Source organism: Agromyces sp. NBRC 114283, assembly GCF_030268405.1.
GTDB lineage: Bacteria > Actinomycetota > Actinomycetes > Actinomycetales > Microbacteriaceae > Agromyces > Agromyces mediolanus.
On sequence record NZ_BSQP01000001.1, the window covers coordinates 1029631 to 1053747 of the forward strand.

At 74.1% G+C, this 24117-nt stretch carries 22 protein-coding genes; 11 read left to right on the plus strand and 11 right to left on the minus strand.

The window, feature by feature from the left end:
* Nucleotides 1–73: 73 nt before the first annotated feature.
* Both QSJ60_RS04925 and QSJ60_RS04930 read left to right on the plus strand, forming a co-directional pair.
* Nucleotides 74–1678, plus strand: a complete 1605-nt coding sequence (locus QSJ60_RS04925; protein ID WP_285462831.1) for a hypothetical protein — start codon at nucleotides 74–76, stop codon at nucleotides 1676–1678.
* Nucleotides 1679–1877: 199 nt separating this feature from the next.
* On the plus strand, nucleotides 1878–2864 hold the full coding sequence (locus QSJ60_RS04930) for an FKBP-type peptidyl-prolyl cis-trans isomerase (RefSeq protein WP_285462832.1): 987 nt from the start codon (nucleotides 1878–1880) through the stop codon (nucleotides 2862–2864).
* 68 nt (nucleotides 2865–2932) lie between these two features.
* Here QSJ60_RS04930 and QSJ60_RS04935 read toward each other — a convergent pair whose 3' ends face one another.
* Nucleotides 2933–3745 (minus strand): energy-coupling factor transporter transmembrane component T family protein, encoded by an 813-nt coding sequence (locus tag QSJ60_RS04935; protein WP_230763811.1) that lies wholly within the window; start codon nucleotides 3743–3745, stop codon nucleotides 2933–2935.
* Nucleotides 3742–5472: an ABC transporter ATP-binding protein gene (locus tag QSJ60_RS04940; protein WP_285462833.1), complete on the minus strand. Its 1731-nt coding sequence runs from the start codon at nucleotides 5470–5472 to the stop codon at nucleotides 3742–3744. The genes QSJ60_RS04935 and QSJ60_RS04940 overlap by 4 nt, the downstream gene beginning before the upstream one ends.
* A 130-nt stretch (nucleotides 5473–5602) precedes the next feature.
* On the opposite strand from QSJ60_RS04940, the gene QSJ60_RS04945 reads away from it, so the two are divergent.
* Nucleotides 5603–6019, plus strand: a complete 417-nt coding sequence (locus QSJ60_RS04945) for a transferase (protein WP_189083430.1) — start codon at nucleotides 5603–5605, stop codon at nucleotides 6017–6019.
* Nucleotides 6020–6110: 91 nt separating this feature from the next.
* Here QSJ60_RS04945 and QSJ60_RS04950 read toward each other — a convergent pair whose 3' ends face one another.
* The 4 genes from QSJ60_RS04950 to QSJ60_RS04965 are packed head-to-tail and all read right to left on the minus strand — an operon-like array spanning nucleotide 6111 to nucleotide 9611.
* Nucleotides 6111–7298: an ABC transporter permease gene (locus QSJ60_RS04950; protein ID WP_285462834.1), complete on the minus strand. Its 1188-nt coding sequence runs from the start codon at nucleotides 7296–7298 to the stop codon at nucleotides 6111–6113.
* Nucleotides 7295–8020, minus strand: a complete 726-nt coding sequence (locus QSJ60_RS04955; RefSeq protein ID WP_285462835.1) for an ABC transporter ATP-binding protein — start codon at nucleotides 8018–8020, stop codon at nucleotides 7295–7297. The genes QSJ60_RS04950 and QSJ60_RS04955 overlap by 4 nt, the downstream gene beginning before the upstream one ends.
* A complete protein-coding gene (locus QSJ60_RS04960) occupies nucleotides 8017–9069 on the minus strand; it encodes a peptidoglycan-binding protein (protein WP_285462836.1) in 1053 nt (350 codons plus the stop codon). The genes QSJ60_RS04955 and QSJ60_RS04960 overlap by 4 nt, the downstream gene beginning before the upstream one ends.
* Nucleotides 9066–9611, minus strand: coding sequence for a hypothetical protein (locus QSJ60_RS04965; RefSeq protein WP_285462837.1), 546 nt, complete (start codon nucleotides 9609–9611; stop codon nucleotides 9066–9068). The genes QSJ60_RS04960 and QSJ60_RS04965 overlap by 4 nt, the downstream gene beginning before the upstream one ends.
* A 140-nt stretch (nucleotides 9612–9751) precedes the next feature.
* On the opposite strand from QSJ60_RS04965, the gene QSJ60_RS04970 reads away from it, so the two are divergent.
* Nucleotides 9752–10435 carry a response regulator transcription factor gene (locus tag QSJ60_RS04970; RefSeq protein WP_230763821.1) on the plus strand — a complete coding sequence of 228 codons (684 nt, stop codon included), beginning with the start codon at nucleotides 9752–9754 and terminating at the stop codon, nucleotides 10433–10435.
* Nucleotides 10428–11639, plus strand: a complete 1212-nt coding sequence (locus QSJ60_RS04975; RefSeq protein ID WP_285462838.1) for a sensor histidine kinase — start codon at nucleotides 10428–10430, stop codon at nucleotides 11637–11639. Before QSJ60_RS04970 ends, QSJ60_RS04975 begins: the two co-directional genes overlap by 8 nt.
* Before the next feature lie 18 nt (nucleotides 11640–11657).
* Here QSJ60_RS04975 and QSJ60_RS04980 read toward each other — a convergent pair whose 3' ends face one another.
* Nucleotides 11658–12707, minus strand: a complete 1050-nt coding sequence (locus QSJ60_RS04980; protein ID WP_285462839.1) for an LLM class flavin-dependent oxidoreductase — start codon at nucleotides 12705–12707, stop codon at nucleotides 11658–11660.
* Between the two features lie 158 nt (nucleotides 12708–12865).
* Between QSJ60_RS04980 and QSJ60_RS04985 the strand changes: the two genes are divergently transcribed.
* Nucleotides 12866–14068 carry a hypothetical protein gene (locus tag QSJ60_RS04985; protein WP_285462840.1) on the plus strand — a complete coding sequence of 401 codons (1203 nt, stop codon included), beginning with the start codon at nucleotides 12866–12868 and terminating at the stop codon, nucleotides 14066–14068.
* 75 nt (nucleotides 14069–14143) lie between these two features.
* On the opposite strand, the gene QSJ60_RS04990 is transcribed toward QSJ60_RS04985, so the two are convergent.
* A complete protein-coding gene (locus QSJ60_RS04990) occupies nucleotides 14144–14524 on the minus strand; it encodes a hypothetical protein (RefSeq protein ID WP_230763825.1) in 381 nt (126 codons plus the stop codon).
* 92 nt (nucleotides 14525–14616) lie between these two features.
* On the opposite strand from QSJ60_RS04990, the gene QSJ60_RS04995 reads away from it, so the two are divergent.
* The gene (locus tag QSJ60_RS04995) at nucleotides 14617–15618 is read left to right on the plus strand and encodes an LLM class F420-dependent oxidoreductase (RefSeq protein ID WP_285462841.1); all 1002 of its coding nucleotides are present in this window, start codon (nucleotides 14617–14619) and stop codon (nucleotides 15616–15618) included.
* Nucleotides 15619–15627: 9 nt separating this feature from the next.
* On the opposite strand, the gene QSJ60_RS05000 is transcribed toward QSJ60_RS04995, so the two are convergent.
* Nucleotides 15628–15894 carry a glutaredoxin family protein gene (locus QSJ60_RS05000; protein WP_373292238.1) on the minus strand — a complete coding sequence of 89 codons (267 nt, stop codon included), beginning with the start codon at nucleotides 15892–15894 and terminating at the stop codon, nucleotides 15628–15630.
* Between the two features lie 66 nt (nucleotides 15895–15960).
* Here QSJ60_RS05000 and QSJ60_RS05005 point away from each other — a divergent pair, with 66 nt between their 5' ends.
* Complete coding sequence (locus tag QSJ60_RS05005) at nucleotides 15961–16398, plus strand: YdeI/OmpD-associated family protein (RefSeq protein ID WP_285462842.1); 438 nt, start codon at nucleotides 15961–15963, stop codon at nucleotides 16396–16398.
* Nucleotides 16399–16472: 74 nt separating this feature from the next.
* Here the strand turns inward: QSJ60_RS05005 and QSJ60_RS05010 are convergent, their stop codons facing one another.
* Nucleotides 16473–20030, minus strand: a complete 3558-nt coding sequence (locus QSJ60_RS05010; protein WP_285462843.1) for a TM0106 family RecB-like putative nuclease — start codon at nucleotides 20028–20030, stop codon at nucleotides 16473–16475.
* Between the two features lie 72 nt (nucleotides 20031–20102).
* On the opposite strand from QSJ60_RS05010, the gene QSJ60_RS05015 reads away from it, so the two are divergent.
* On the plus strand, nucleotides 20103–20495 hold the full coding sequence (locus QSJ60_RS05015; RefSeq protein WP_285462844.1) for an MmcQ/YjbR family DNA-binding protein: 393 nt from the start codon (nucleotides 20103–20105) through the stop codon (nucleotides 20493–20495).
* A gap of 37 nt (nucleotides 20496–20532) precedes the next feature.
* On the opposite strand, the gene QSJ60_RS05020 is transcribed toward QSJ60_RS05015, so the two are convergent.
* Nucleotides 20533–21165, minus strand: coding sequence for a TetR/AcrR family transcriptional regulator (locus tag QSJ60_RS05020; RefSeq protein WP_230763830.1), 633 nt, complete (start codon nucleotides 21163–21165; stop codon nucleotides 20533–20535).
* A gap of 120 nt (nucleotides 21166–21285) precedes the next feature.
* Here QSJ60_RS05020 and QSJ60_RS05025 point away from each other — a divergent pair, with 120 nt between their 5' ends.
* Nucleotides 21286–22329, plus strand: coding sequence for an agmatine deiminase family protein (locus tag QSJ60_RS05025; protein WP_230763831.1), 1044 nt, complete (start codon nucleotides 21286–21288; stop codon nucleotides 22327–22329).
* On the plus strand, nucleotides 22326–24056 hold the full coding sequence (locus tag QSJ60_RS05030; protein WP_285462845.1) for an amidase: 1731 nt from the start codon (nucleotides 22326–22328) through the stop codon (nucleotides 24054–24056). Before QSJ60_RS05025 ends, QSJ60_RS05030 begins: the two co-directional genes overlap by 4 nt.
* Nucleotides 24057–24117 lie beyond the last annotated feature (61 nt).

Consider the following 24117-nt stretch of genomic DNA (forward strand, 5'->3'; position numbering starts at 1 on the left):
ACAGCCGGAGTGCGGGTGAGGACCAGATCTGCCGCCTTCTGAGGCCTAGATCGCTTGGTATCCTGTACGCATCATGCGGAGGGTGGATGTGCTGAGACGGAGCTTCGCCATCACGCTCGTCGCGCTGGCAACCGCCGGTGCGCTGAGCGGATGCACGCCGAGCGGCCCCGACGAAGCCGCCGAACGCGCGGCCGCTGCGTATGCGGCAGAGCTCCAGGACTGGTCGGATGAACTCGCGGAGGCGGTGCCGAGGGCGAAGACGTGGACGCAGAGCGAGATCGACGCGGATGCGGCGAGCGGTGGCGAGGGCGGGCTCCCGGAGGAGGTCGGCCTCGGCGGACTGCTCGACGAGGCGCCCGTGCTTCAGGAGTTCAATGCCTCCGTGGTCGAGCGCACTCCCGTGTACCGCGAAGTCGTCGCAGTGTCCGAGCGGGTGGACGTCGTGCTGGCCGAGCTTCGGAGCCTCGAGCCCGCCGAGGTCAAACAGCTCAGGGCCGCGGGCGCAGCAACCTCCCTCGTGGCGTTCGAGCTCTACGACGCTACGTTCGGCGGGCCTGCGCTCGGGCGGCTCGAGGCGTACTCGGCGTCGCTCGACGCGGGAACCATCACCGATGAGGCTCGCACGCTGCTTCGCGAGTCCGACGCCGCGTTCGCCAGGGAGCGCATCGGGTTCCTCGACGCCGCGATCGAGGCGATGCGGGGGACCGGACGGGGATCGGATGATCCGCTCATCCCCGACTCGTCGATCGGGCACTCCGTCGGCGCCTTCGTCATCGACTGGTACGAGGAGGACCGCGCCTTCGAGGAGCGCGCCCTCGCCGAGATCGAGAGCTGGGAGCTGTTGCCCGAGCGGTACGGCGAGTTCTGGGGCTTCGAAGATCTCTCGTCCATTTTTCGCGTCTCCGTCGACCGCGCCGACGAGCTCCGCCGGGCCCATGCTGCGACGATCTCGACCCTCGCAGCAGACGCCGGGTCCGGCGGCCCGGCGAGCGCGTTCGCGGGCGACGCCTACCGCGCCATCCTGCTCGACGGCTACCTGCCCTGGGGGGATGACTCGGAGGGGGCGGCCCACGCGGTCGACCGACTCTGGATGCTGTGGCGCATCCGCGAACTCGACGGCACCGCGGACGCGGAGTACGACGCCGCGCGCGCCGCACTGCTCGAGGAGCTGAACCGCGGGATCCCCGACGGAACGGTGCGGGACCATCGCCCCGGCTCCGCGCGTGTGCTCGGCGCGGTCGAGGCGCTGGTGGAGGGAGCCGAAAACGCGCCCGACGACCGCGAGGCCGGCTGGGACCCCCTGCTCGCCCGGCTCGCCGAGTCGGTCTCGTTCGCCGAACGGCTGCGCGAGGGCCCGCCCATGATGGGCGAGGTCGCCGACGGCTACGACGCGATGCTCGCAGAGGTCGCTGCGGCTCGCGGGGAACTCGTGGAGCTCCGCGACGCTCCCGACCCCGAGCAATCGGAGCTCGCGGCCGACTCTGAGCTGAGCGTCGCCTTCATCCGCTTCGACGGGGACCTGCAGGAGCGACTCGTGCCGATCCTGAGCCCGAGCCTCTCGCTTCTCGACGACGACGCCCGGTTCTCGGCGCGACTCGCCGAGCTCATCGAGGCGACTCGCCCGGCTGCGGCGGACGAGGCGGGGGATCCGAGCGACGGGCCGGCCAGGCGGGAGTGAGGCGTTCGGCCCGGCAGCGCACGAGATCGCCCGCCGGCTGCGGCACCGCTGACCCGAGCGGCAGCGCTGACCCGGCCCACCCCGCTCGCGCACTCGTTCAGCGAATCGAAAGGCGCATGCGGCAGACTGGGCGACAGCGCCCGCAGGCCCGCACCGCCTGGAGGCCGCGCTCCGATCCCGCATCACGAATCGAGACCCCATGAACCGCGCCCTGCGCCGCACCGCGCCCATCGCGCTCGCCGCCGCCTCCGCCCTCGTGCTCGCCGGATGCGCCGGCAGCGCCGACGCCCCGGCCTCGTCGAGCGATCCCGCCGCCACCGCGGCCGACTGCTTCGAAGCGAAGCCGGGCGCCGAGAGCGACGCCGTGAAGGTGTCGGGCGACTTCGGCGGCACGCCGACCGCAGAGTTCACCACCCCGCTCGCCGCCGAGGAGCTGCAGACCACCGTCGCGATCAAGGGCGACGGCGACAAGACCGAGTCCGGCGTGAGCGCGAACGTCATGCTCACCATGTTCAACGGCACGAGCGGCGAGCAGATCGTCTCGCAGGAGGTGCCGCTCGCGATGGGCGACACGAGCCTGCTCGAGGCGTTCCGCTCGGCCATCGACTGCCAGCCGTACGGCACCCGCACCGTCACCGTGGCGCCCGCCGCCTCGCTCTACGGCGAGACCGGCAACGAGTCGCTCGGCGTCGCCGTCGACGACACCGTCGTGATCGTCGCCGACGTCGTCGAGGAGTACGTCGAGCCGACCCCCGAGCCGCTGCCGACCCCGGCCGAGTGGACCACGAACGTGCCCGAGGTCACCTTCAACGGCGACAAGACGCCGACGGTCGTCATCCCGAAGACGGATGCCTCGGCCGAGCTCGAGCTGAAGGTGCTCGAGCCCGGCGACGGCAAGACCGTGGCCGACGGCGACCAGGTGACCGTGCAGTACGCGGGCCTCACCTGGGACGACGGCCAGGTCTTCGACGACAGCTACTCGCGCGGTGAGCCGGCGACGTTCTCCACCTCGGGCGTGATCCCGGGCTTCGGCGCGGCGCTCGTCGGGCAGAAGGTCGGCACGAAGCTCATCGTGACCATCCCGCCGGCCCTCGGCTACGGCGCGGAGCCGAGCGACTCGAACGAGCTCGCCGGCCGCACCCTCGTCTTCGTCGTCGAGATCGTCGACACCGCCTCGGCGGGCTGATCCCGCGCCGCTGAACTTCGACGGCTGAGGCCCGGGCGCGTCGCCCGGGCCTCGGCCGTGTCAGCGGCTCAGGCCACCGCCGTCTCGACCGCCCACCAGAGGAGCGCCGAGACGAGCCAGAAGCCGAGCACGAACACCGTGTCGCGGCGGCGCCAGCGGCTGATCGTGCGCTCGGTGCGCGAGTCGTGGGCGCCGAAGGCGCGGGCGTCCATCGCGAGGGCGACGCGCTCGGCGTGCCGGATGGCGCTCGCGAGCAACGGGACGGCGAGGCCGACGGTGCCGCGCAGCCAGGCGATCGGGCCGCGCCCGCGGTCGACCCCGCGCACCCGGCGGGCCGCCCGGATGACCTCGAGCTCGTGGCCGAAGCGCGGCACGAAGCGCATCGCCGCGAGCGCCGTGTAGCCGAGCCGGTACGGCACCCGCAGCTGCCGCACGAGCGCCCGCACGAGCTCGGCACCCGTCGTCGTGAGCCCGGAGACGAACGCGAGCAGGATGATCGCGGCGATCCGCAGCGCCGTCGCGAGCCCGACGAGGTACATCGACCCGGTGAAGCGCCACTCGCCGAGCTGGGCGAGCACGAGCTCGGAGCCGGCCGCATCCGCCGGCAGTGTGGCCGGATCGACCCAGATGCCGAAGCTCACGCCCAGCAGCGCCGCGAACGCCGGCACGCCGAGCAGGATCACGAGGACCCAGCGCAGGCCGAGCCGCGCCCCGACGAGCAGCACGAGCGCCGCGAACACCGCGAAGGCGAGCGGCAGCGGCACGCCGCGGGTGAGGACGAGCGCGATCATGACGGGCACGGGACCCGCGAGCTTGGCGAGCGCGTTGAGCGAGCGCAGCGGGCCGCCGCGCGCGACCGTCGTCTCGCCGAGCGCGCTCATGCGCGGCCGCCCGGGGCGGGGAGCTGCGCCCAGCGGGTGACGGCGCGCCACTCCGGGTGGTTCGCGAGCCCGCGGGTGGCGCGGGCGAGCGGCGGATGCCGGAGGCCGGCCTGCTCGATCAGGGGACCGGCGAGCACCTCGGCGGTGGGCCCGACGCCGAGCAGCCGCCCCTCCGCCATGACGGCGACGCGGCTCGCGTGGTCGGCGACGAGCTGCAGGTCGTGGGTCGCGGCGATCACGGTCGTGCCCGCGTCGTTCAGCTCGCGCAGCAGCGCGACGAGCTCGCCCGCCCGCTCGCGGTCCTGGCCGAAGGTCGGCTCGTCGAGCATGAGCAGCGGCGCACCGGCGATGAGCGCGGTGCCGACGGAGAGGCGGCGCTTCTGCCCGCCGGAGAGCAGGAACGGATGCCTCGTCGCGGCCTCGGCGAGGCCGAACCGCTCGAGCATCGACGCGACCGACGCCGCCCGCTCCGAGGCGGGCACGCCCTGGAGCTCGAGCGCCTGCTCCAGCTCGCCCGCGACGGTCCCGGCGACGAACTGGTGCTCGGGGTTCTGGAAGACGTAGCCGATCGCGCGGCTGCGGCTCGCGGCATCCGCCGTCGCCGGATCGATGCCGGCCGCCTCGATGCGCCCCGCCGCGGGCGCGAGCACCCCGGCGAGCGCCTGCAGCAGGCTCGACTTGCCGGCGCCGTTCACGCCGACGACGGCGAGGAAGTCGCCCGCAGGCACCTCGAGCTCGACCTCGTGCACGACGAGCGGGCCGCGCCGACCGCCCCGGCGCACCGCGACGCCGCCGGCCGTGACCACGGGCGGAACGGCCGGCGCTCCGGCTGCCGCGGGCGTCGGTGCCGGGTCGCGTGGCGCCGGCAGCGTCGGCGCGGCGTCGAGGGCGGCGCCGAGCTCGGCCGGGGTGATCGGCAGCGGCTCGATGGCGACGCCGGCCTCGCGCAGGCGCAGCGCGGCGAGCGTGGAGACCGGCAGCCACACGCCGAGCGCGGCGAGCTCCTCGGCACGGCCGGTGAGCACCTCGCGGGTGGGGCCGTCGGCGACCAAGCGGCCGTCGGCGTCGAGCACGACGACCCGGTCGACGAGGTCGGCGGCGGCGTCGAGGTTGTGCTCGACGAGCACGATCGCGTGGTCGCGGTCGGAGGCGAGCTCGCGCAGCACCGCGTACACCTCGTCGATGCCCGCGGGGTCGAGGTTCGCCGTGGGCTCGTCGAGCACGAGCACGGGGGAGCCCATCGCGAGGGCCGCCGCGATCGCGAGCCGCTGCCGCCCGCCGCCGGAGAGCCGCGCCGGATCGTCGGCGCGCCGCTCCCAGAGACCGACGAGCTTCAGCGCCCGCTCGGCGCGCTCGAGCACCTCGTCGACCGGCAGGCGCAGGTTCTCGGGGCCGAAGCAGACCTCGTCGAGCAGGGTGTTCGTGACGACCTGGGCGTCCGGGTCCTGGAAGACCATCGCGACCCGCTCGGACAGCTCGCCCACGCGGTGCTCCCGGGTGTCGAGGCCGCCGACGAGCACCCGGCCGTCGAGCTCGGCCGGCACCGAGTGCGGCACGAGCCCGTTCAGGGCGAGCGCGAGCGTCGACTTGCCGCACCCCGAAGGGCCGAGCAGCAGCACCACCTCGCCGGGCCGCACCGCGAGGTCGACGCCGTCGGGCGTCGCGCGCTCGGCACCCTCGTGCCGGATGCGGACGCCCTGGAGCTGCAGCAGCGGGGCGTCGGGCATGAGGCAAGCCTAACCTCGTGGGCCGGGCGGATGCCGAGAGCCCGGTCAGGCCGGGAATACCCCGCCGCCTACCGGTGTTGTGTCTATGTTCGGGGCGGAGAGTCCGTCCTGGCAGTGAAGGAGGCGGAACGTGGGCATCAGCTACGTCGAATTCGAAGACGAGCACGGGGTTCTGCGCCGCTACCGCAAGCACGCGAACGGACGCGGCCTGGTCGCGACCACCGCGAAGGTCGACCCGACGGCCTACGTCGATCCGACCGCCTACGTCGATCCGGGGGCCGTCGTGCAGCGCGGCGCCTCGATCGAGCACGGCGGCTGGGTCGAGGCCGATGCGATCGTCGCCGAGCGCGCGGTCATCGGAGTGAACGCCCGCATCGGGCACGGCGCCGTCGTCGGCCGCAGCGCGGTCGTCGGTCCGTACGCGACGGTGGGCCCGGACGCGAAGGTGCACAACGGCGCCCGCGTCCCCCGTGACACGTCCGTCGCCGAGGGAACCGAGTACCGGCCCTCGAGCGACGACCTGCGCCGGCTCGGCCTCGCGGCCTGACCCGGCCCGTCCGGCCCGGCCACCCCCTGGCCGGGCCGGACTCCCACCCCCCTTTTTTCTCCCCTTCCCTCGTCCCGCCGTAGCGGGAGGCTCAGTGGCCGAGCGCGGCCGTCGGCGAAGTGCGCGCCGCTCTGAGCGCCGGCAGCACCCCCGCGAGCGCCCCGACCGCGACGGTCACGACGACCCCGGCGAGCGGCACCTCCAGCGGCATCGCGACGAGCCATCCGTTCGAGCGGGCGACGATCGCCGTCACCAGCCAGCCGAGGCCGACGCCGAGCACGCCGCCGAGCGCCGCGAGCAGCATGGCCTCCACGAGGAACTGCGCGCGGATGTGGCCCCGCGTCGCGCCGAGCGCGCGGCGCAGCCCGATCTCCCGGCGCCGCTCCAGCACGGTGATGACCATCGTGTTCGCGACGCCGATGCCGCCGACGAGCAGCGCGATCGACCCGACGCCGATCAGCAGGCCGGTGAAGGCCTGGTCGATCAGCTGCTTCGCGGCGAGCGCGTCGGACGGGCGGCTCACCTTCACCTCCTCGGGCGCCTCCGGGTTCGCGGTCGCGGGGAGGAGCGCGCGCACCTCGGCGACGGCGTCCTCGGCCGAGCGCTCGTAGATGGCCGTCGGCGCACCGGTGAACCCGAACAGCGCCGCCGCGCGCTCCCCGGTCACGAGCGCGGCGGTGTCGAGCTCCGGGGTGAGCGGCGACGGATCGAGGATGCCGACCACGGTGAACTCCCGCCCGCCGAGCCAGAGCTGCGTGCCGGCGCTGTGCACCCCGAGCCGCTCGGCCGCTTTCGCGCCCAGCACCACGGTGTCGAGCGAGGCGGGCACCTCGGCGAGCCAGCGCCCGCGCGCGAGCGAGCTGCCGGTGGCCTCCAGGAGCGCGGCGTCCGCCGCCGCCACCGAGAGGCCCCCGGTCTCGCCGCGCGGGATCATCGCGCTGCGGTAGACGTGCACCTTGTCGAGCGTCGCCGTCCACGCGGCGGACTCCACCCCGTCGAGGCGGAGGATCCGCCCGGTGGCCTCCTCGGGCAGCTCGCTCGCCTTGCCGAACAGGTCGTCGCCCGCGGTGACGGTGAGCAGATTCGTGCCGAGCGCGGCGAGCTGCTGCTGCACGAGCGCGCGGCTCGAGGCCGAGAGCCCGACGACGGCGACCATCGCCGCGATGCCGATCGCGATGCCGAGCGCCGAGAGCGCCGCCCGCAGCGGGTGCGCGCGCACGCCGTGCGCGCCGAGCGCGACGAGGTCGGCGGTGCGGAGCCGGGACCTGGGCGCGCTCACGCCGCCGCCCCCGAGTCCCTGCGATCCCCGGAGTCCGTGCGATCGCCGATGGATGCCTCGTCGAGGCGGCCGTCGCGGATGCCGATGCGACGCGGCAGCCCGGCGGCGAGCTCGCGGTCGTGCGTGATCACGACGACGGTCGTGCCGGCCGCGTGCAGCTCGCGCAGGATGCCGACGACCGTCGCGCCGGAGCGGCTGTCGAGGCTGCCCGTCGGCTCATCGGCGAGCAGCACCGCCGGGTCGCCGACGATCGCGCGGGCGATCGCGACGCGCTGGCGCTCGCCGCCGGACAGCTGCCGCGGCAGATGCCGGGCGCGGTGCGAGAGGCCCACGCGGTCGAGCGCCTCGGCGGCGCGCTCTCGGCGGACGCTCGCGCGCACGCCGGAGTACAGCAGCCCCGTCGCGACGTTCTCGAGCGCGGTCACCCCGTCGGCGAGGTGGAACTGCTGGAACACGAAGCCGATCGTGCGCGCCCGCAGGGCGCTCAACGCGGCATCCCCCAGCTCGCCGACGTCGATGCCGTCGACCCGCACGGTCCCCGCGGTCGGGCGGTCGAGCGTGCCCATCAGGTTCAGCAGCGTCGACTTGCCCGAGCCGCTCGGCCCGACGATCGCAGCGAGCTCGCCGCGGCGGATGACGAGGTCGACCCGGTCGAGCGCGAGGGTCGGCGGCGAACCGTACTCCCGGCTCGCGCCGACGAGCTCCAGGACCGGGGCGCTCATGCGCTCACCGCCACCCGATCGCCGGCCTCGAGCTCGCCCGAGATCACCTCGACCATGCCGCTCGCGAAGGAGCCGAGCTCCACCTCGACGCGCTTCAGCCCCTTCGCGGTGACGACGTCGACCGCGGAGCCCCCGCCCGGCACCGCGAGCAGCGCGGTCACGGGCACCAGCATCACCTCGCTCGCGAGGACGTGGCTGAACGTCGCCGTCACCTTCACCTCGCCGAACTCGGCGGCTGCGGCGGGGTCGTCGAGACTCAGCCGCACCGGCAGCTTCATGGCGGTGCCGCCCATGCCGTCGTCGCGCTGCACGGGCGAGCCGACGGACTGCACGGTCGCCGTGGTCGTCGCCCCGCCCGGCAGGCGGAGCTCCACCGTGCCGCCGACGGGCGCGGTGCTCGACAGCGTCGGGTCGAGGTCGAGGGCGACCTCGCGCGCCGTGCCGGTCACCTCGAGCGCGCTCCCGCCGGACGGCCCGCCGACGGATGCCTCGAGCGCACGCACCCGGACGTCGCCGTCCGAGAACACGACGCGGCCGAGCTCGATCGAGCCGGTCTCCTCGAGTCCGAGCGACTCCTGCCACTCCTCGATCGCGGAGGCGGTGCGCCAGGTGAACTCCTCGTCGGGCTCGCGGTCGAAGAAGCCGAGGGCGGCGAGGTTCTCCTCGAGCTGGCGCACGTCGGCGCCGTCGCTCATGCCCTCGCCGAAGGCCCGCCAGGCCGGCAGCGCGCCCTGGAACAGCACGACCGGGGTGTCGTCGACCCGCAGCAGCACGCCGCCGCGGCCGATCACGTCGCCGACCTTCGGCAGCGAGGTCACCGTGCCCGGCAGCGTCGAGGCGAGCTTGCGCGAGCCGCCGTAGCCGAGCTCGCCGGTGACCCGGGCCGTCTCGACGAGGTCGCCGACGGTGACCTCGGCCGACTCCGGTGCCTGGGCGTCCGCGCCGGCGTCCGCCTCAGCCTGCGGGTCGGGGCGCAGCATCCAGATCCCCGCCGCGACGACCGCGGCGGCCGCGACGCCCGCGACCGGCAGCAGCCAGCGGCGTCTCATTCGCCCGATCCGAATCCGGCGACCTCGCTGCAGCGGTCGAGGTCGGCCTCGTCGAAGTCGCTCGCGCCCCTCATGGCCATGGCCGACATGCCGTTCTCGCTCGGCGGCTCGGGGTCGGCGTAGTCGTAGCCGGCCTCGCGCATGCACTTCGCGAAGACGAGCTGCTGCTCGTACAGCTCCTGGGCGGTCGGGGCGTCGGGGTCGACCGGCGGATCGCCGACCTCGCCCCGGCAGTCCTCGTCGGCGGCCTGGAACGCGTCGAAGTCGATCGTCCCCGCGTCGAGCGTCATGGCCTCGCCGTCGCCGCTGTCGTCGCCGGCCTCGGCGGGCTTCGGCAGCTCGACGCCGGCCTTCTTCATGCAGGCGTCGTACTTCAGACGCCAGTCGTCGTACTGCTGCTCGAACGTGCTGTTCTCGAGCGCGCCGCCGTTCTCGGCCGCGCCGTCGCCGCCGGGTGCGGCGCTGCAGGCGCTGAGCAGCGTCGCGAAGGCGACGAGGGACGCGGCGCCGAGCAGGCGCAGGGCGGTGGGTGCGGTGGGCATGTCGGGGTCCTCCCGGTCGTGGCCCGCCGGATCGCGGGCATCCCCAGCTGATCCGAAGCCCGGTCATAGCGGCGTCAAGGACTCCGCTGACGTTTTCCATACCTCCCGGCTGCTTCCATGGTCGCCGGAGGGATGATTCGATGCGCGTACTGGTGGCCGAAGACGAGACGATGCTCGCCGAAGCGATCCGGGCGGGACTGGCGCAGCACGCCATCGCCGCGGATCTCGCCGGCGACGGCGAGGCGGCGCTCGCCGCGATCGAGGTGAACGACTACGACGCCGTCGTGCTCGACCGGGACCTGCCGGTGCTGCACGGCGACGAGGTCTGCGCCGAGCTCGCCGCGCGCACGAACCGGCCCGCGATCCTCATGCTCACCGCGGCCCGCCGGCTCGAGGAACGGGTCGACGGCCTCGCGCTCGGCGCCGACGACTACCTGCTGAAGCCGTTCGAGTTCCCCGAGCTCGTCGCGAGGCTGCGCGCGCTCACCCGGCGGCGCTTCGAGGCGCGGCCGCCCGTGCTGCGCGCTGGCGACGTGCGCCTCGATCCGGTGCGGCACGAGGTGTTCCGCGGGCCGCGCGTCGTGCGGCTGTCCCGCAAGGAGTTCGCCGTGCTCGAGGTGCTGCTGCGCGAGCCCGGCACGGTGCGCAGCGCCGAGTACCTGCTGGAGAAGGCGTGGGACGAGCACGCCAACCCCTTCACGAACTCCGTGAAGGTCACGATCAGCACGCTCCGCCGCAAGCTCGGCGAGCCCTGGGCCATCCGCACGGTGCCCGGCGTGGGCTATGTGATCGGCGAACCGGTCGAGGCCGACCGCCGTGGCTGAGGTGCGGCCGTTCCGGCTCACCATCCGGGCGCGGCTCGCGCTCACCTACTCGGGGCTCCTCGTCGGCTCGAGCGCGCTCCTGCTCGGCTTCATCTACTTCGCGCTCGGCGTACTGCCGAGCTACGCCTTCTCCTCCGACTCGGTCGCCCTCGTCGGCGGCACGGCCGTGCAGGTGTTGCCGCGCGAGCCGGCGCAGCCCGACTGGCTGTGGGCCGACGACGTCAGCTACGACGCGGGCTTCGCCGCGACCGCGACGACGCCCGGCATCGTCGTCGCATCGCGCGACGATCTGCAACAGCTCTACCTCTGGGTCGCGGCCGGCATGCTCGTGCTGCTCGCGGCGGGCGGGAGCTGGGCGGGCTGGGCCCTCGCCGGCCGCGTGCTGCAACCCCTGCACGACATCGGGGTCGCCGCCCGCCGGGCCGCCCGCGGCCGCTTCGACCACCGGCTGGCGCTCGCGGGACCCCGGGACGAGGTCACCGACCTCGCCGACACCTTCGACGACATGCTCGGCGAACTGCAGAGCGCCTTCCACGCGCACCGGCGCTTCGCCGCGAACGCCTCGCACGAGCTGCAGACCCCGCTCGCGACCACGCGGACGATGCTCGACGTCGCGCTCGGCGCCCACCCCGACGGCGCGGAGCGGGCGCTGCTCGAACGCCTCCGGCTCGTGAACGAGCGCAGCATCGCCGCCGTCGAGGCGCTGCTCGACCTCTCGCAGCTCGAACGCGGCGGCCCGATCGAGACCGCCCCGGTGCGGCTCGACCGGCTCGTGTCCGAGGTGCTCGCCGAGCTCGTGCCGGAAGCCGAGGCCGCCGGCATCCGCGTGCGCAGCGAGCTCGCCCCGGCGACGGCCGTCGCCTCCGCGCCGCTCCTGCGCCAGCTCGCGCTGAACCTCGTGCAGAACGCGATCCGCCACAACGAGCCGGGCGGCGAGGTCGTCGTCGAAACGGGACCGGTGGATGCCTCGCCGGCGCGGCTGCGCGTCGCGAACACCGGCCCCGTCGTGCCCCCGGAGGCCGTCGCGGCCCTCACCGAGCCGTTCTTCCGCGCGCCGGGGCGGGTCGCCACCGGCGGCGTGCAGGGCCGTGGGCTCGGCCTCTCGATCGTCGCGGCGATCGCCGAGCGGCACGACGCCGAGCTCGGGCTCGTCGCCCGCGACGGCGGCGGCCTCGAGGTGGAACTGCGCTTCCCCCGGCCCTGAGCGGCAGGCCCCGGCGGGCTACGCCGCGAGCGCCTCCGCCAGCAGGGTGAGCGACTGCTCCCGGCCGGGGGCGGCGTCGCGCGGCTCGTCCGCACGGGCGCCCGCCACGGGCGACACCATGATCTCCTCGACCCCGTGCCGGGTGGCGAGCGTGCGCAGCTCGGCGGCCGCGGCATCCGCGTCGCCGATGATCCAGCGGTGCCGCATCGCGTCGATGAGCTGCTCGGCGTCGGAGTCGCGGGGAGCTGCGAGCGCCTGGTCGACGGTCTCGAGCGGGCGCATCGGCCGGCTCAGCCGGAGCCTCGCCATCGCCCGCAGCTGGGGGAGCGCACGCTCCGCCGCCTCCTCGGCCGTCGGCGCGACGACGACGTTCGCCGTGAGGAACGTCTCCGGCTCGGGATGCGCCTCGCTCGGCCGGTAGCCGCTTCGGTACAGCTCGAGCGCCCGCTCCAGCCCCTCGCCCGAGAAGTGGTTCGCGAACACGTACGGCAACCCGAGCTCGGCCGCGAGCTTCGCCGAGTAGTCGCTCGAGCCGAGCAGCCACAGCGTCGGCACCTCGGTCGCCGCCGGCGTCGCCTGGATCGCGTACTCCCGGCCGCTCGTGAGCCGCAGCGTCGCGCCGTCGGGGGAGAGCAGCGCCAGGATGTCGGCGATGTGGTCGGGGAACCGGTCGACGTCGGCCGTCGGGCCCGAGATGCGCAGCAGCTGCGTGATCACCGGATCGCTGCCGGGCGCGCGGCCGATGCCGAGGTCGATGCGGCCCGGGGCGAGCGCCTCGAGGGCCGCGAACTGCTCGGCGACGACGAGCGGCGCATGGTTCGGCAGCATCACGCCGCCCGAGCCGACCCGGATGCGCTCGGTGCTCGCCGCGGCCGCCGCGATCAGCACGGGCGGGGTCGTCGAGGCCACCGAGGGCATGTTGTGGTGCTCCGCGAACCAGTACCGCTCGTAGCCGGCGCGGTCCGCGAGCCGGGCGAGCGCGATGGAGGCACGCACCGCCTCCGCACTCGTCTGGCCGTCGCGGACGGGAATGAGGTCGAGGACGGAGAGCTTCGGCGTCGTGGTCATCACTCGTGCCAACGCCGGGAGCGCCAGCCGCTATTCCAGCGGCCGATCCTGAACATGCCATCCGGATGCCGCAGCTGGGGGTGTTGCCGAGCGGTGCGCCTTCCTATGGTGGGGAGGGAGCGACATCGCCGTCGCTCACGATCCTCGAGGGGGTACGGATGACGGTCCACTACGAACTGCCCACGGCCGCGGATTTCTCGGTGCTGGCGGGGGCGCATCACCCGGCGGTCACGATCTACGCCTCGACCTCACCCGTGGTGAGCGAGCGCGAACGCGCCGAGGTGGCGGTCAAGAGCGGCTTCGACGAGGCGCTCGAGCACCTGAAGGGCGCCGGCGCCGACACCGCCGAGCTCGACGCGATCCGCGCCGAGCGCGACCGGATCCTCGGCGACCAGCAGCTCTGGGGCGGCCTCGCCCGCTCGCTCGCGCTGTTCGTCTCGCCGGACGTGAGCGAGGTGTTCGTGCTGCCGAACCGGCTCGACGACGCCGTGCACGTCGGCTCCCACTTCACGCTCGGGCAGTTGCTGCGTGCGCCGAGCCAGGACCAGGAGGCCTTCGCCATCACCATCTCGGCGAGCGAGTGGGCGCTCTGGCACGCGACCCCGACCGATCGCGCCGTGAAGCTCCCGATCGACCAGCAGGGCACCGCGAACCTCGACGAGGCCACCAACCGCGAGCCCGGCGAGGACAAGCCCCGGGGCTCGAACCGCGGCACCGCGAGCCAGTTCGGCGGCGCCAGCCGCCTGCTCGGCGACGAGGGCCGCAAGACCCTCCTCGACCAGTACTCGAAGCGCGTCATCGAGGTCGCCCGGCGGGAGCTGCTCGAACGCGACCCCGACGAGCGGGTGCCCGCCTTCGTGTTCGCCGCCGAGCCGCTGCTCAGCCTCTTCCTCCAGAACACCAGGAACTCGCGCCGCGTCGTCGCGGTGCCCGGTTCGCCCGACCGGCTCGGCGCGGCCGAGCTCGACGAGATCCTCCGCCGCGAACTCGGCCGGCTCAATGTGCGCGAGGCGGAGCGGGCGCTCCGCGCGCTCGCCGAGGGCAGTGCCGGACGGGTCGAGCGCGACCTCGCGGCGATCGCGAGGGAGGCGGCCGACGGCGCCGTCGAGACCTTCTGGTTCGACTTCACCACCTCGGTCAACGGCACCCTCGACCGGGAGTCCGGCGCGATCGAGTTCGCCACCGACCACGGGGCCGGCGAGGCGCTGGCCGACGGCACCCCGGCGGGCGACCTGCTGCCGCAGCTCGCTCTGCTCGTCGTCGCGAAGGGCGGCAAGGTCGTCACCGTTCGGGCCAGCGAGCTCGACGGCGGCGTCTGGTCGGCGCCCGCGATGGCGGAGCTGCGCTTCGCCCTCGCCTGAGCGCGCACCTCGCGCACCGCGCGGAACGGCGGGATGCCTCGGCCGAGGCATCCCGCCGTTCGCGTCGCCCGGGGCTCAGCCCCGGATCAGCTCGCCCGCGGCCGCCTGGTCGGGTGCAGGCTCGGCGACGGCCACGGCGAGCGGTTCCCGCCCGGGGAGGTGGATGACGATCTCGGTCGCGGCGGAGTCCTCGACGAAGGCCTCCACCCAGGTAACGGTGTCGGAACGGAGGACCGCGTCGTCGGGTGGGGTCTCGCGCACGGCCAGCCAGAGCGCATCGGGGTGCGGCACGACCCCACCGTTCACGGGGACGAGCTCGAGGGTCCAGCCGGGGCTCGGGCAGAGTCCCGAACCGGCGATGCGGATCAGGCGCGAGCCGCAGGAGCGCACGGCCGTCGCCCGGAAGCGGGCCGCGCGGTAGTCGCAGAACAGCACGGGGGAGGTGGGCCGGGTCATGCCGCAGACGGTAGCGCCGGCCGAGGCGGCGCGGCCTCAGTGCGAGCGCTGAACCGGCCTCAGGGTGGGGTCGCCCGCGTACGATCGTGACCATGCGCTTCGGAATGTTCGTCCCCCAGGGCTGGCGTCACGACCTCGTCGGCATCGACCCCCGCGAGCAGTGGGGCGTGATGCGCTCCCTCGCCGAGTTTGCCGACCGCGAGGGGTCGCCGTGGGAGGCGATCTGGGTCTACGACCACTTCCACACCGTGCCGGTGCCGAGCGAGCACGAGGCGACGCACGAGGCGTGGTCGCTGATGGCCGCCTTCGCGGCGTCGACCTCGCGCGTACGGCTCGGTCAGATGTGCACCTGCATGAGCTACCGGAACCCCGCCTATCTCGCGAAGGTCGCGGCGACCGTCGACCTCGTCTCGGGCGGACGCGTCGAGATGGGCATCGGCGCCGGCTGGTACGAGCACGAGTGGCGCGCGTACGGCTACGGCTTCCCCGAGGTGCCCGAGCGACTCGCTCGGCTCCGCGAGGGGGTCGAGATCCTGCACCAGGCGTGGACGTCGGGCAGCGCGACGCTCGACGGCGAGCACTACCAGGTGGACGGCGCGATCGTGCAGCCGCAGCCGCTGCAGGAGGGCGGCATCCCCATGTGGATCGCCGGCGGCGGCGAGAAGGTGACGCTCCGCATCGCGGCGAAGTACGCGAGCGCGACGAACTTCTACGGCAGCCCCGAGGAGTTCAGCCACAAGAGCGAGGTGCTGCGCGGGCACTGCGAGCGGCTCGGCCGTCCATTCGAGGAGATCACCCGCTCGGCGAACTTCAACACCGTCGTCGGCGTCGACGAGGCCGACGTGGAGCGCCGCCTCGACGCCGTGCACGCGCGCCTCGCCGGCTCGGCGGGCGAGGCGGCCGCCGAGAAGTTCATCGCCGACTTCCGGGCGGATGCCGCGATCGCCGTCGGCACGGTCGACGCCGTGGTGGAGCGGCTCCGGGACATGCGCGAGCGCGGCCTCGGCTACGCGATCCACTACTTCCCGGAGGCGGCCTACGACCGCAGCGGGCTGGAGCTCTTCGAGCGCGAGGTCATCCCCGCGCTGCGCTGAGGGCCTCGGCTACGCGCCGACGGCGTCGAGCTTCGCGCCGAGCTCGGCGTCGGTGGGCTCGGTGAAATGGGTGCCGTCCGGGAAGACGACGACGGGGATGTTCGTGCGACCGGAGATCGACTTCGCCGTCTCGGCCGCCTCGACGTGCACCTCGAGGTCGACGTACTCGTAGTCGACGCCGCGTCGGTCGAGGAGGGCCTTCGAGCGACGGCAGTCACCGCACCAGGCGGCGCCGTACATGGTGATCCGGTCGGGGTTCGCAGCAGTTGCAGTCACATCGATACTGTACGCATTACCTGGCTGGGGTATTCCCGAGCGTCGTGGGGCGAGGAGACTAGCGGCATGCGATTCGAGACGACGATGTCCCAGCTGGGCAACAACACGGGCATCGAGGTGCCGCCCGAGGTGATCGAGGCGCTCGGCGGCGGCAAGCGGCCGCCCGTGCTCGTGCGGGTGAACGGCTACGAGTACCGCAGCACGGTGGGAGTGATGGGCGGGCGCTCGCTCATCCCGTTCAGCTCGGACAAGCGGAGGGAGACCGGCATCGGCGGTGGCGACGCCATCGAGGTCGAGGTGGAGCTGGACACGGCGCCGCGCACCGTCGAGGTGCCCGCGGACTTCCAGGCCGCGCTCGAAGCGGCCCCGGGTGCCGTGGCGGCGTTCGAGGCGCTGGCGCCGAGTCACAAGAAGGCGCACGTCACCGCCATCGAGCAGGCCAAGGCGGCGGAGACCCGGCAGCGCCGCATCGACGCCGCGGTGACGAAGCTCGTCGGGGGCTGAGCCCGGCCGGGCACCTCGTTCAGGCGCGGCCGACGCTGCTGCACCGACCGAGCCGTGCCGACGCCGCTGCTGGCTCAGGCGCGGCCGACGAGGCGCAGGAAGCCGCTGAGCTGGGCCACCCCCTCGGCTCGGTGCGGGAGCCCGTCGAGCAGCCCGGGCGAGTAGACGAGGTACGCCGCCCACTTCGCCCGCGAGATCGCGACGTTCAACCGGTTCTTCAGCAGGAGGAACTCGAGCCCGCGCGGGGCCGAACGGGCGGAGGACGCCGCGAGCGACACGATCGCGATCACCGCCTCCTGCCCCTGGAACTTGTCGACCGTGCCCACCGGCACCTCGTGCAGGCCGGCGGCGTCGAGCGCCTCCCGCACGACGCCGAGCTGCGCGTTGTACGGGGTGACGACGATGAGGTCGGCGGGTTCGAGCGGCCGGGGCGCGGCGCGGACCGGACCGTCGGCGGAGTCGTCCGCGTCGTGCCACTCGCGCCCGAGCAGCGAGCGGGCGAGCTCGACGACCGCGCGCGCCTCTTCCGGCGAGTGCGTCGAGTTGCCCTCGTGCTCGACCGGGATGGGTGTGAGGCCGGGCGCGACGCCGTCGAGCGAGCGGCTCGCGGCGACGGGGTGCGACTGCAGCTCGCCCTCGTAGGAGAGCCGCGACACGGGGGCCGCGACGGCCGGGTGCATGCGCCGGCTCTCGGCGAGGAAGTAGCCGAACTCGGCCGGGAGTACGTCGTGGCCGTCGGCGACCCAGCCGAGGGCCGAGGCGTCCACCGGCTCCGGGTGCAGCGCCTGGCTCACCTGCGGGAGCTGCTGCGGGTCGCCGAGCAGCAGCAGATTGCGGGCCGCGACCGAGACCGCGATCGTGGAGGCGAGCGAGAACTGGCCCGCCTCGTCGATGACGAGCAGGTCGAGCGACCCGCGCGGGATGCGGCGCACGTTGCAGAAGTCCCACGCGGTGCCGCCGACGACATGGCCGTCGGGCCGTTCCGAGACGAACGCGGTGAGCTCGTCTTTCCGGGCGAACGCGGTGAACGCGCGCAGGCCCGCCTCGGCCGGGTCCTTCACGGCCTTGCCGACGAGCCCCGCGTCGAGGCCCGCGCCGACGATCGCCTCGAGCAGGTGCTCGACGACGGTGTGCGACTGCGCGACGACGCCGATGCGCCAGCCGTGCTCGCGCACGAGCCTGGCGATGACGTGGGCGGCGAGGTAGGTCTTGCCGGTGCCCGGCGGGCCCTGCACGGCGAGGTAGGAGTGCTCGAGCCGGCGCACCGAGTCGACGACGGCGGCGAGGTAGTCGTGCGCGGCGCCGACCGGCGCGAGCGAGCCCGTGGTGCGCGGCGGGCGCCGGCGCAGCACGTCCATCGCCGGGGTGCGGGGGAGCACCGGGTCGAGCGTCGGGATCGCCGCCGCCCACTCGGCGATGGCGTCGCGCAGGGCATCGGCCCGCGGGGGAGCGCCGGGCGCGATCGCGACCGGGAGGTCGCGCCAGGTGCGCCCCGGCTGACCGCGCTCCTCGACTCGCACCCCGGCGTCGCCGGCCTCGACCACGACGGCGTTCGACCAGGCCCGCTGCCCGGGGCGGGCGGATTGGGCGTCGAACGGCGCCGGCCAGTCGTAGAGGAGGAAGACCTCGGCACCCGGGCTGAACCGCGAGCCGGGGGCGACATGCCCGTCGAGCAGCAGCTCGCGGCGGGCGCTCTGCCAGCGCGGCTCCTCGTACCAGTTGCCGAGCGCACGCGACCGCGCCGGATCGACGACGAGCACGTCGCGATGGTCTTCCCAGCTCTCGACGGGCTGGTCGCAGCGCAGGTAGTGCGACCACCAGAAGCTCTTGGCCTCGCGGGCGTGGTAGTCGATCGCGGCGGAGGCGAGTGCGAGCGCCTCGGTGTCGGCGTCGCGCCGGACGCCGTCGAGGGTCGGGCGGGCCGCCTCGCGCTGCTGCACCATGGCCCGCAGGCGCAGCGCGAGCGGCGAGGCCTCGTAGATGCGGCCGGGTGCCCGGTCGGCGAGCAGCGCGCCGGGCACGGGGGCGACGCCGGCCCCTCGGCCCAGCTCGAGCAGCCAGTCCCGCAGCCGCAGCGTGGAGACGCAGTCGTAGCGGTTGTAGTCGGCGAGGTCGGCGAGGATGCGGGCGGCCTCGGCCGCGGCATCCGCATCGCCCCCGAGCTGCGCCGCCGCCTGCAGCTCGCTCGCCCGCACGTACTCGGTGATGGAGTCGGCGCCCGACTTGACGTCGGCCTCGCGCAGCTCGGCGCCCATGTAGAGCGGCTCGAGCTTCTTGATGGAGTATGAGCGGCTGCCCACCCGCACCGCGCGCTTCACGATCGGGTAGAGGTCGACGAGCACGCCGTCGGCGAGGAGCTGGTCGACCTCGGCCTCGCCCACGCCGTGCCGGGCGGCGATGGCGGTCAGATGCGTGCGCTCGTAGCTCGCGTAGTGGAAGATGTGCAGCCCCGGGTGCGCCTGGCGGCGCAGCTTCACGAGCTCGAGGAATCGCACGAGCGCCTCGCGCTCTTCGGCGAAGGAGTGCGCCCAGAAGGCCGTGTACTGCTCGCCGGTGTCGACCATGCCCCAGAGGTAGTCGAGGTTCCACTTCGTGCCGTCGCCCTCGGTGTAGAGCGGGTCGCCCTCGAAGTCGAAGAACAGGTCGCCGGGGCTCGGCTCGGGGATCGCGGCGATCGCGCGGGCCTCGCGGAGCTGCACGGGCGGCGCGAGCGGCGGATCGCCCTCGCGCCAGGCGCCGGACGCCTCGGCCGCCGCCAGCTCGGACTCGGCCCGCAGCTGCAGGCGCGCCTGGGCGCGCAGGTTCTCGAGCGTCGCCTCGGCGAGATGCGGCACGGGGCCGGACGACGCGGCGAGCGCGTCGATCGTCGTGATGCCCGCGGCTGCGAGGGGCTCGCGCTGCGTGGTGCGGAGGCCGCCGACCATCAGCACGTCGCGGTTGGCCTGCACCTCGAGCTCGCAGGTGGGGCAGCGCCCGTCGTGCGTGTAGCGCGGATCGCCCCAGGCGACCGCGGCGGTGTCGGCCTCGCGCTCGGCGACGATGCGGCGCAGGCGGGCGAGCCGCGCACGGTAGACCGGAAGGATGTCGCGGAGGGAGTGCGCGCTCACCGAGCCGTCGCCGAGGAGCAGCTCGACGGTGTCGTCGACCGGCACGTCGAGGCGGGCGAGCTGCTCGGCGTAGGCCCCGAGCTGGAGCAGCGCCGTGACGCGGGCGTGCCGGGCGAGCTTGGAGTCCTGCACCCGGTAGGCGCCGTCGGGCCGGCGCACGATGAAGTCGGCGAAGCCGATGAAGTCGGGCTCGGCGAACGTCGCCTGGAACACGACGGGCGCGCCGGCGGCGAACGCGGCGTTCGTGGCGGCGACCGCGGCGGCCACCTGCTCGAGGTCGCGCACGTCGGGCCGCTCGATCTCGACGACGCCCTCGCCGAACTCGGCCCGGTACCGCTCGAGCACCCGCAGCTCGTGCGCGTCGCCCAGCTCGCCGGCGCGGCGCAGCATGGGGTCGTCGAGCGGCGCGAACAGCGCGTCGCGGCCGAGCTTCTGGTCGAGCTCCCGCAGGAAGGCGAACTCGCAGTCGCTCGCCTTCTTGAGGTCGCTCGCGCTCGTCACGACGGAGCCGTTCAGCAGGTACATCGGGCTCCTTCGTTCGGGATGCCTCCACGCTAGCCGGTGCGTCCGACACGTCATCGGCGTAGGGTGTGCGCCATGGCCGACTGGGACGATCTGCGCCGTCTCGCGCTCGCCCTGCCCGACACGAGCGAGGGCACGAGCTGGGGCTCGGCGCACTGGCGGGTGCACGGGAGGGGCTTCGTCTGGGAGCGCCCGCTCCGCAAGACCGACCTGGCGGAGCTCGGACTCGACGAGCAGCCCGGGCCGATCATGGGCGCGCGGGTGGAGGACGAGGCGGTGAAGCTGGCGCTCGTCGAGGAGGACCCCGCGGTGTTCTTCACCATCCACCACTTCGACGGCTGGGCGGCGATCCTCGCGCGCCTCGACCGCATCTCCGATCGGCGCCTCGAGGAGCTCGTCGAGGAGGCGTGGTTGCTGATGGCGCCGCCGAAGCTCGGCCGCGAGTGGCTCGACGCCCACCCGGACTGAGCGGTGGGCGCGAGCCTGCGGGCGGCGCCCGCGGCGCCTACGCGCCGGGCTCGTCGAGGGCGCCGCGGGGCAGCCCGAGCATGCCCTCGACGGCGTGGCTGATGAGCGAGCCGCGATCGCTCGTGTCGCCCCAGCGCACGAGCGCCTGCGCGTTCAGGCCGTCGACCATGCCGAGCAGCTGCCAGGCGACCGCGGCGGGGTCCTCGGTGTCGAACTCGCCGGCGGCGACCCCGGCGGAGATGACGTCCTGGATGACGCCCTGCCAGGCATCCATCTGCGCGCGCACCTCGGCCGCGAGCGTCTCGTTGCGCCGGCCGAGCGCCCACGCCTCGACCCAGACGAGCGTCACGTCGTCGCGGCTGCCGTCGAGGATCGTGCGCACGAGCGCGCCGAGCTGCGCGCGCGGTCCCGGCATGCCGTCGAGCAGCGCCTCGATCTCGGCGATCTCCGCCGTGACGACGGAACCGAAGGTGCGGGCGATGAGCACGTCCATGCTCGGCACGTAGTGGGCGACGAGCGCGGGGGCGACCCCGGCACGCGCCCCGACCGCGCGCAGCGTCACCGCGGAGAGGCCGGCTTCGAGCGCGAGCTCGCGCGCGGCGTTCGCGATGGAGAGCGCCCGTTCGGCGGGCGACATCCTGGGGGCGCGCTGGCGCATCGGCGTTGACATGGTTCCCTCATTCTAGGTACTCTCGACCTGGATATTGATCATTTGGTCAATAGAATCTGCGAACCTAGACGTGATGCCGCGGCTCCCGAGGCATCCCGACCTCGAAGTGGAGGCTCCCCGATGAGCTGGCGCATGCCCTCTGAGACCGCACCGCACGACCGCACCTGGATGGCGTTTCCGCGCGAGGGGCTCACCCTCGGCGAGGGCGAGGCCTTCCGCCAGACGGGGTACGACGCGTGGACGGCCGTCGCGCACGCCGTCGCGGAGTTCGAGCCGGTCACGATGGTCGTCGACCCGAGCGAGATCGCGCGCGCTCGCCGCATGCTGAGCTCCGAGATCGAACTCCTCGAGGCGCCGCTCGACGAGTTCTGGATGCGCGACTTCGGCCCCACCTTCGTGCTCGACGACGAGCGCCCGGGCGTGCTCGGCGCCGTCGACTGGATCTTCAACGGCTGGGGCGCGCCCGAGTGGGCCGAGTGGCGCAAGTCGGCCGAGATCGCGCGCTTCGCCGCGGCGCACGCCGGCGCCGAGCTCGTCAGCTCCGTGCTCGTGAACGAGGGCGGCGGCATCCACGTCGACGGCGAGGGCACCGTGCTCGTCACCGAGACCGTGCAGCTCGACCCGCGCCGCAACCCCTTCGCCGACCGGGCCCGCGTCGAGGCCGAGCTCGCCCGCACGATCGGGGCGACGAAGGTCGTCTGGCTGCCCCGCGGCCTCACCCGCGACTACGACGAGTTCGGCACCAACGGCCACGTCGACATCGTCGCGACGATCACGGCGCCGGGCACCGTGCTGCTGCACGCGCAGCAGAACCCCGAGCACCCCGACTTCGAGGTCTCGCGCGAGATCCGCCGGGTGCTCGAAGCGGCGACGGATGCCGCGGGCCGCAGCTTCGAGGTCGTCGACCTCCCCGCCCCCGAGACGCTGCGCGACGAGGAGGGCTTCGTCGACTACAGCTACGTCAACCACCTCGTCGTGAACGACGGCATCATCGCGTGCGGCTTCGGCGAGGAGGCGGCCGACGCCCGCGCCCGCGAGATCCTCGAGGCCGCCTACCCCGGCCGCCGGGCCGTCACCGTCGACTCTCGGCCGATCTTCGCCCGGGGCGGCGGCATCCACTGCATCACGCAGCAGCAGCCCACGGTCGAGGGGGTCGCCCGATGAGCGGCTTCGACGTCGTCGAGGCGCCGATCGCCCGACTCCGCGCCGCCCTCGAGTCCGGCGAGACCACCTCGGTCGAGCTGCTCGACGCCTACCTCGCCCGCATCGCCGCCTACGACGCCCCCGGCACCCCGACGGCGCTCAACGCGCTCGTCGTGATGAACCCGGCCGCCCGCGCCGACGCCGAGGCCTCCGACGCCCGCCGCGCCCGCGACGAGACGCTCGGTCCGCTCGACGGCATCCCCTACACCGCGAAGGACAGCTACCTCGCGCAGGGGCTCACCGCCGCGGCGGGCAGCCCGGCCTTCGAGCACCTCGTCGCGCAGCGCGACGCGTTCACCATCCAGCGGCTGCGCGACGCCGGCGCGGTGCTGATCGGCCTGACGAACATGCCGCCGATGGCGAACGGCGGCATGCAGCGCGGCGTCTACGGCCGCGCCGAGAGCCCGTACAACGCCGAGTTCCTGACCGCCGCCTTCGGCTCCGGCTCGTCCAACGGCTCGGGCACGGCGACCGCGGCCTCCTTCGGGGCGTTCGGCCTCGGCGAGGAGACCTGGTCGAGCGGCCGGGGGCCGGCGACGAACAACGCCCTCTGCGCCTACACGCCCTCCCGCGGCGTGATCTCGGTGCGCGGCAACTGGCCGCTCGTGCCGACGATGGACGTCGTCGTGCCGCATACCCGCACTATGGCCGACCTCTTCGAGCTGCTCGACGTGATCGTCGCCGACGACCCCGACACGCGCGGCGACTTCTGGCGCGCGCAGCCGTGGGTGCGCATCCCGGCGGCGTCCGAGGTGCGTCCCGCGTCGTACCCCGCCCTCCTGCCGAGCGACGCGGAGGCCGCACGCGCCGGGCTCGCCGGCAAGCGCATCGGCGTGCCCCGGATGTACGTCAACGCCGACCCCGAGGCGGGCACGAACCCCGACGGCGGCATCGGCGGACCGACCGGCCAGCGCATCGAGACGCGCGCCTCGGTGATGGAGCTGTGGGAGGCCGCGCGCCGCGACCTCGAGGCCGCCGGCGCCGAGGTGGTGCTCGTCGACTTCCCCGTCGTCACGAACTACGAGGGCGACCGGCCCGGCGCACCGACCGTGAAGACCCGCGGTCTCGTCTCCGAGGCGTTCCTCCAGCGCGAGATCCTCGACCTCTCCGCCTGGGCGTGGGAGGACTTCCTGCAGGCCAACGGCGACCCGGCGCTGCGCACCCTGGTCGGCGTCGACGGCGCGCAGATCTTCCCGCACCCCGAGGGTGCGCTGCCCGACCGGGTCGACGGCTTCGACGACGACATCGCGGCGTACCCCGAGCAGGTGCGCGAGCACCCGTACGCGTCGTTCACGGAGATCCCCGAGCTCGAGTCGGGCGTCCGCGGGCTCGAGGAGACCCGCCGCATCGACCTCGAGGAGTGGATGGACGGCCTCGGTCTCGACGCGGTCGCGTTCCCGGCCGTCGCCGACGTCGGCCCCGCCGACATGGACGTGAACGAGGCCTCGGCCGAGCTGGGCTGGCGCAACGGCGTCTGGGTCGCGAACGGCAATCTCGTGCCGCGCCACCTCGGGATCCCGACGGTGACCGTGCCGATGGGCACCATGGCCGACATCGGCATGCCGGTCGGCCTCACCCTCGCCGGGCGCGCGTACGACGACACCGCGCTGCTCGCGCTCGCCGCGGCCTTCGAGGCGACGGGCGACCGCCGCACCGAGCCGCCGCGCACCCCGCGTCTGGCGGGGTAGCGGCCGGGTAGCCCGGCGTCATCCGCGACCGCCGTGCGCCCGGCCTGCCTAGGCTGGGCGC

What these genes read in the sequence shown, in the direction of transcription:
- QSJ60_RS04925 (WP_285462831.1), top strand. Translation starts at nt 74, where the DNA reads ATGCGGAGGGTGGATGTGCTGAGACGGAGCTTCGCCATCACGCTCGTC.
- QSJ60_RS04930 (WP_285462832.1), top strand. Translation starts at nt 1,878, where the DNA reads ATGAACCGCGCCCTGCGCCGCACCGCGCCCATCGCGCTCGCCGCCGCC.
- QSJ60_RS04935 (WP_230763811.1), bottom strand. Translation starts at nt 3,745, where the DNA reads ATGAGCGCGCTCGGCGAGACGACGGTCGCGCGCGGCGGCCCGCTGCGC.
- QSJ60_RS04940 (WP_285462833.1), bottom strand. Translation starts at nt 5,472, where the DNA reads ATGCCCGACGCCCCGCTGCTGCAGCTCCAGGGCGTCCGCATCCGGCAC.
- QSJ60_RS04955 (WP_285462835.1), bottom strand. Translation starts at nt 8,020, where the DNA reads ATGAGCGCCCCGGTCCTGGAGCTCGTCGGCGCGAGCCGGGAGTACGGT.
- QSJ60_RS04960 (WP_285462836.1), bottom strand. Translation starts at nt 9,069, where the DNA reads ATGAGACGCCGCTGGCTGCTGCCGGTCGCGGGCGTCGCGGCCGCCGCG.
- QSJ60_RS04965 (WP_285462837.1), bottom strand. Translation starts at nt 9,611, where the DNA reads ATGCCCACCGCACCCACCGCCCTGCGCCTGCTCGGCGCCGCGTCCCTC.
- QSJ60_RS04970 (WP_230763821.1), top strand. Translation starts at nt 9,752, where the DNA reads ATGCGCGTACTGGTGGCCGAAGACGAGACGATGCTCGCCGAAGCGATC.
- QSJ60_RS04980 (WP_285462839.1), bottom strand. Translation starts at nt 12,707, where the DNA reads ATGACCACGACGCCGAAGCTCTCCGTCCTCGACCTCATTCCCGTCCGC.
- QSJ60_RS04985 (WP_285462840.1), top strand. Translation starts at nt 12,866, where the DNA reads ATGACGGTCCACTACGAACTGCCCACGGCCGCGGATTTCTCGGTGCTG.
- QSJ60_RS04990 (WP_230763825.1), bottom strand. Translation starts at nt 14,524, where the DNA reads ATGACCCGGCCCACCTCCCCCGTGCTGTTCTGCGACTACCGCGCGGCC.
- QSJ60_RS04995 (WP_285462841.1), top strand. Translation starts at nt 14,617, where the DNA reads ATGCGCTTCGGAATGTTCGTCCCCCAGGGCTGGCGTCACGACCTCGTC.
- QSJ60_RS05005 (WP_285462842.1), top strand. Translation starts at nt 15,961, where the DNA reads ATGCGATTCGAGACGACGATGTCCCAGCTGGGCAACAACACGGGCATC.
- QSJ60_RS05010 (WP_285462843.1), bottom strand. Translation starts at nt 20,030, where the DNA reads ATGTACCTGCTGAACGGCTCCGTCGTGACGAGCGCGAGCGACCTCAAG.
- QSJ60_RS05015 (WP_285462844.1), top strand. Translation starts at nt 20,103, where the DNA reads ATGGCCGACTGGGACGATCTGCGCCGTCTCGCGCTCGCCCTGCCCGAC.
- QSJ60_RS05020 (WP_230763830.1), bottom strand. Translation starts at nt 21,165, where the DNA reads ATGTCAACGCCGATGCGCCAGCGCGCCCCCAGGATGTCGCCCGCCGAA.
- QSJ60_RS05025 (WP_230763831.1), top strand. Translation starts at nt 21,286, where the DNA reads ATGAGCTGGCGCATGCCCTCTGAGACCGCACCGCACGACCGCACCTGG.
- QSJ60_RS05030 (WP_285462845.1), top strand. Translation starts at nt 22,326, where the DNA reads ATGAGCGGCTTCGACGTCGTCGAGGCGCCGATCGCCCGACTCCGCGCC.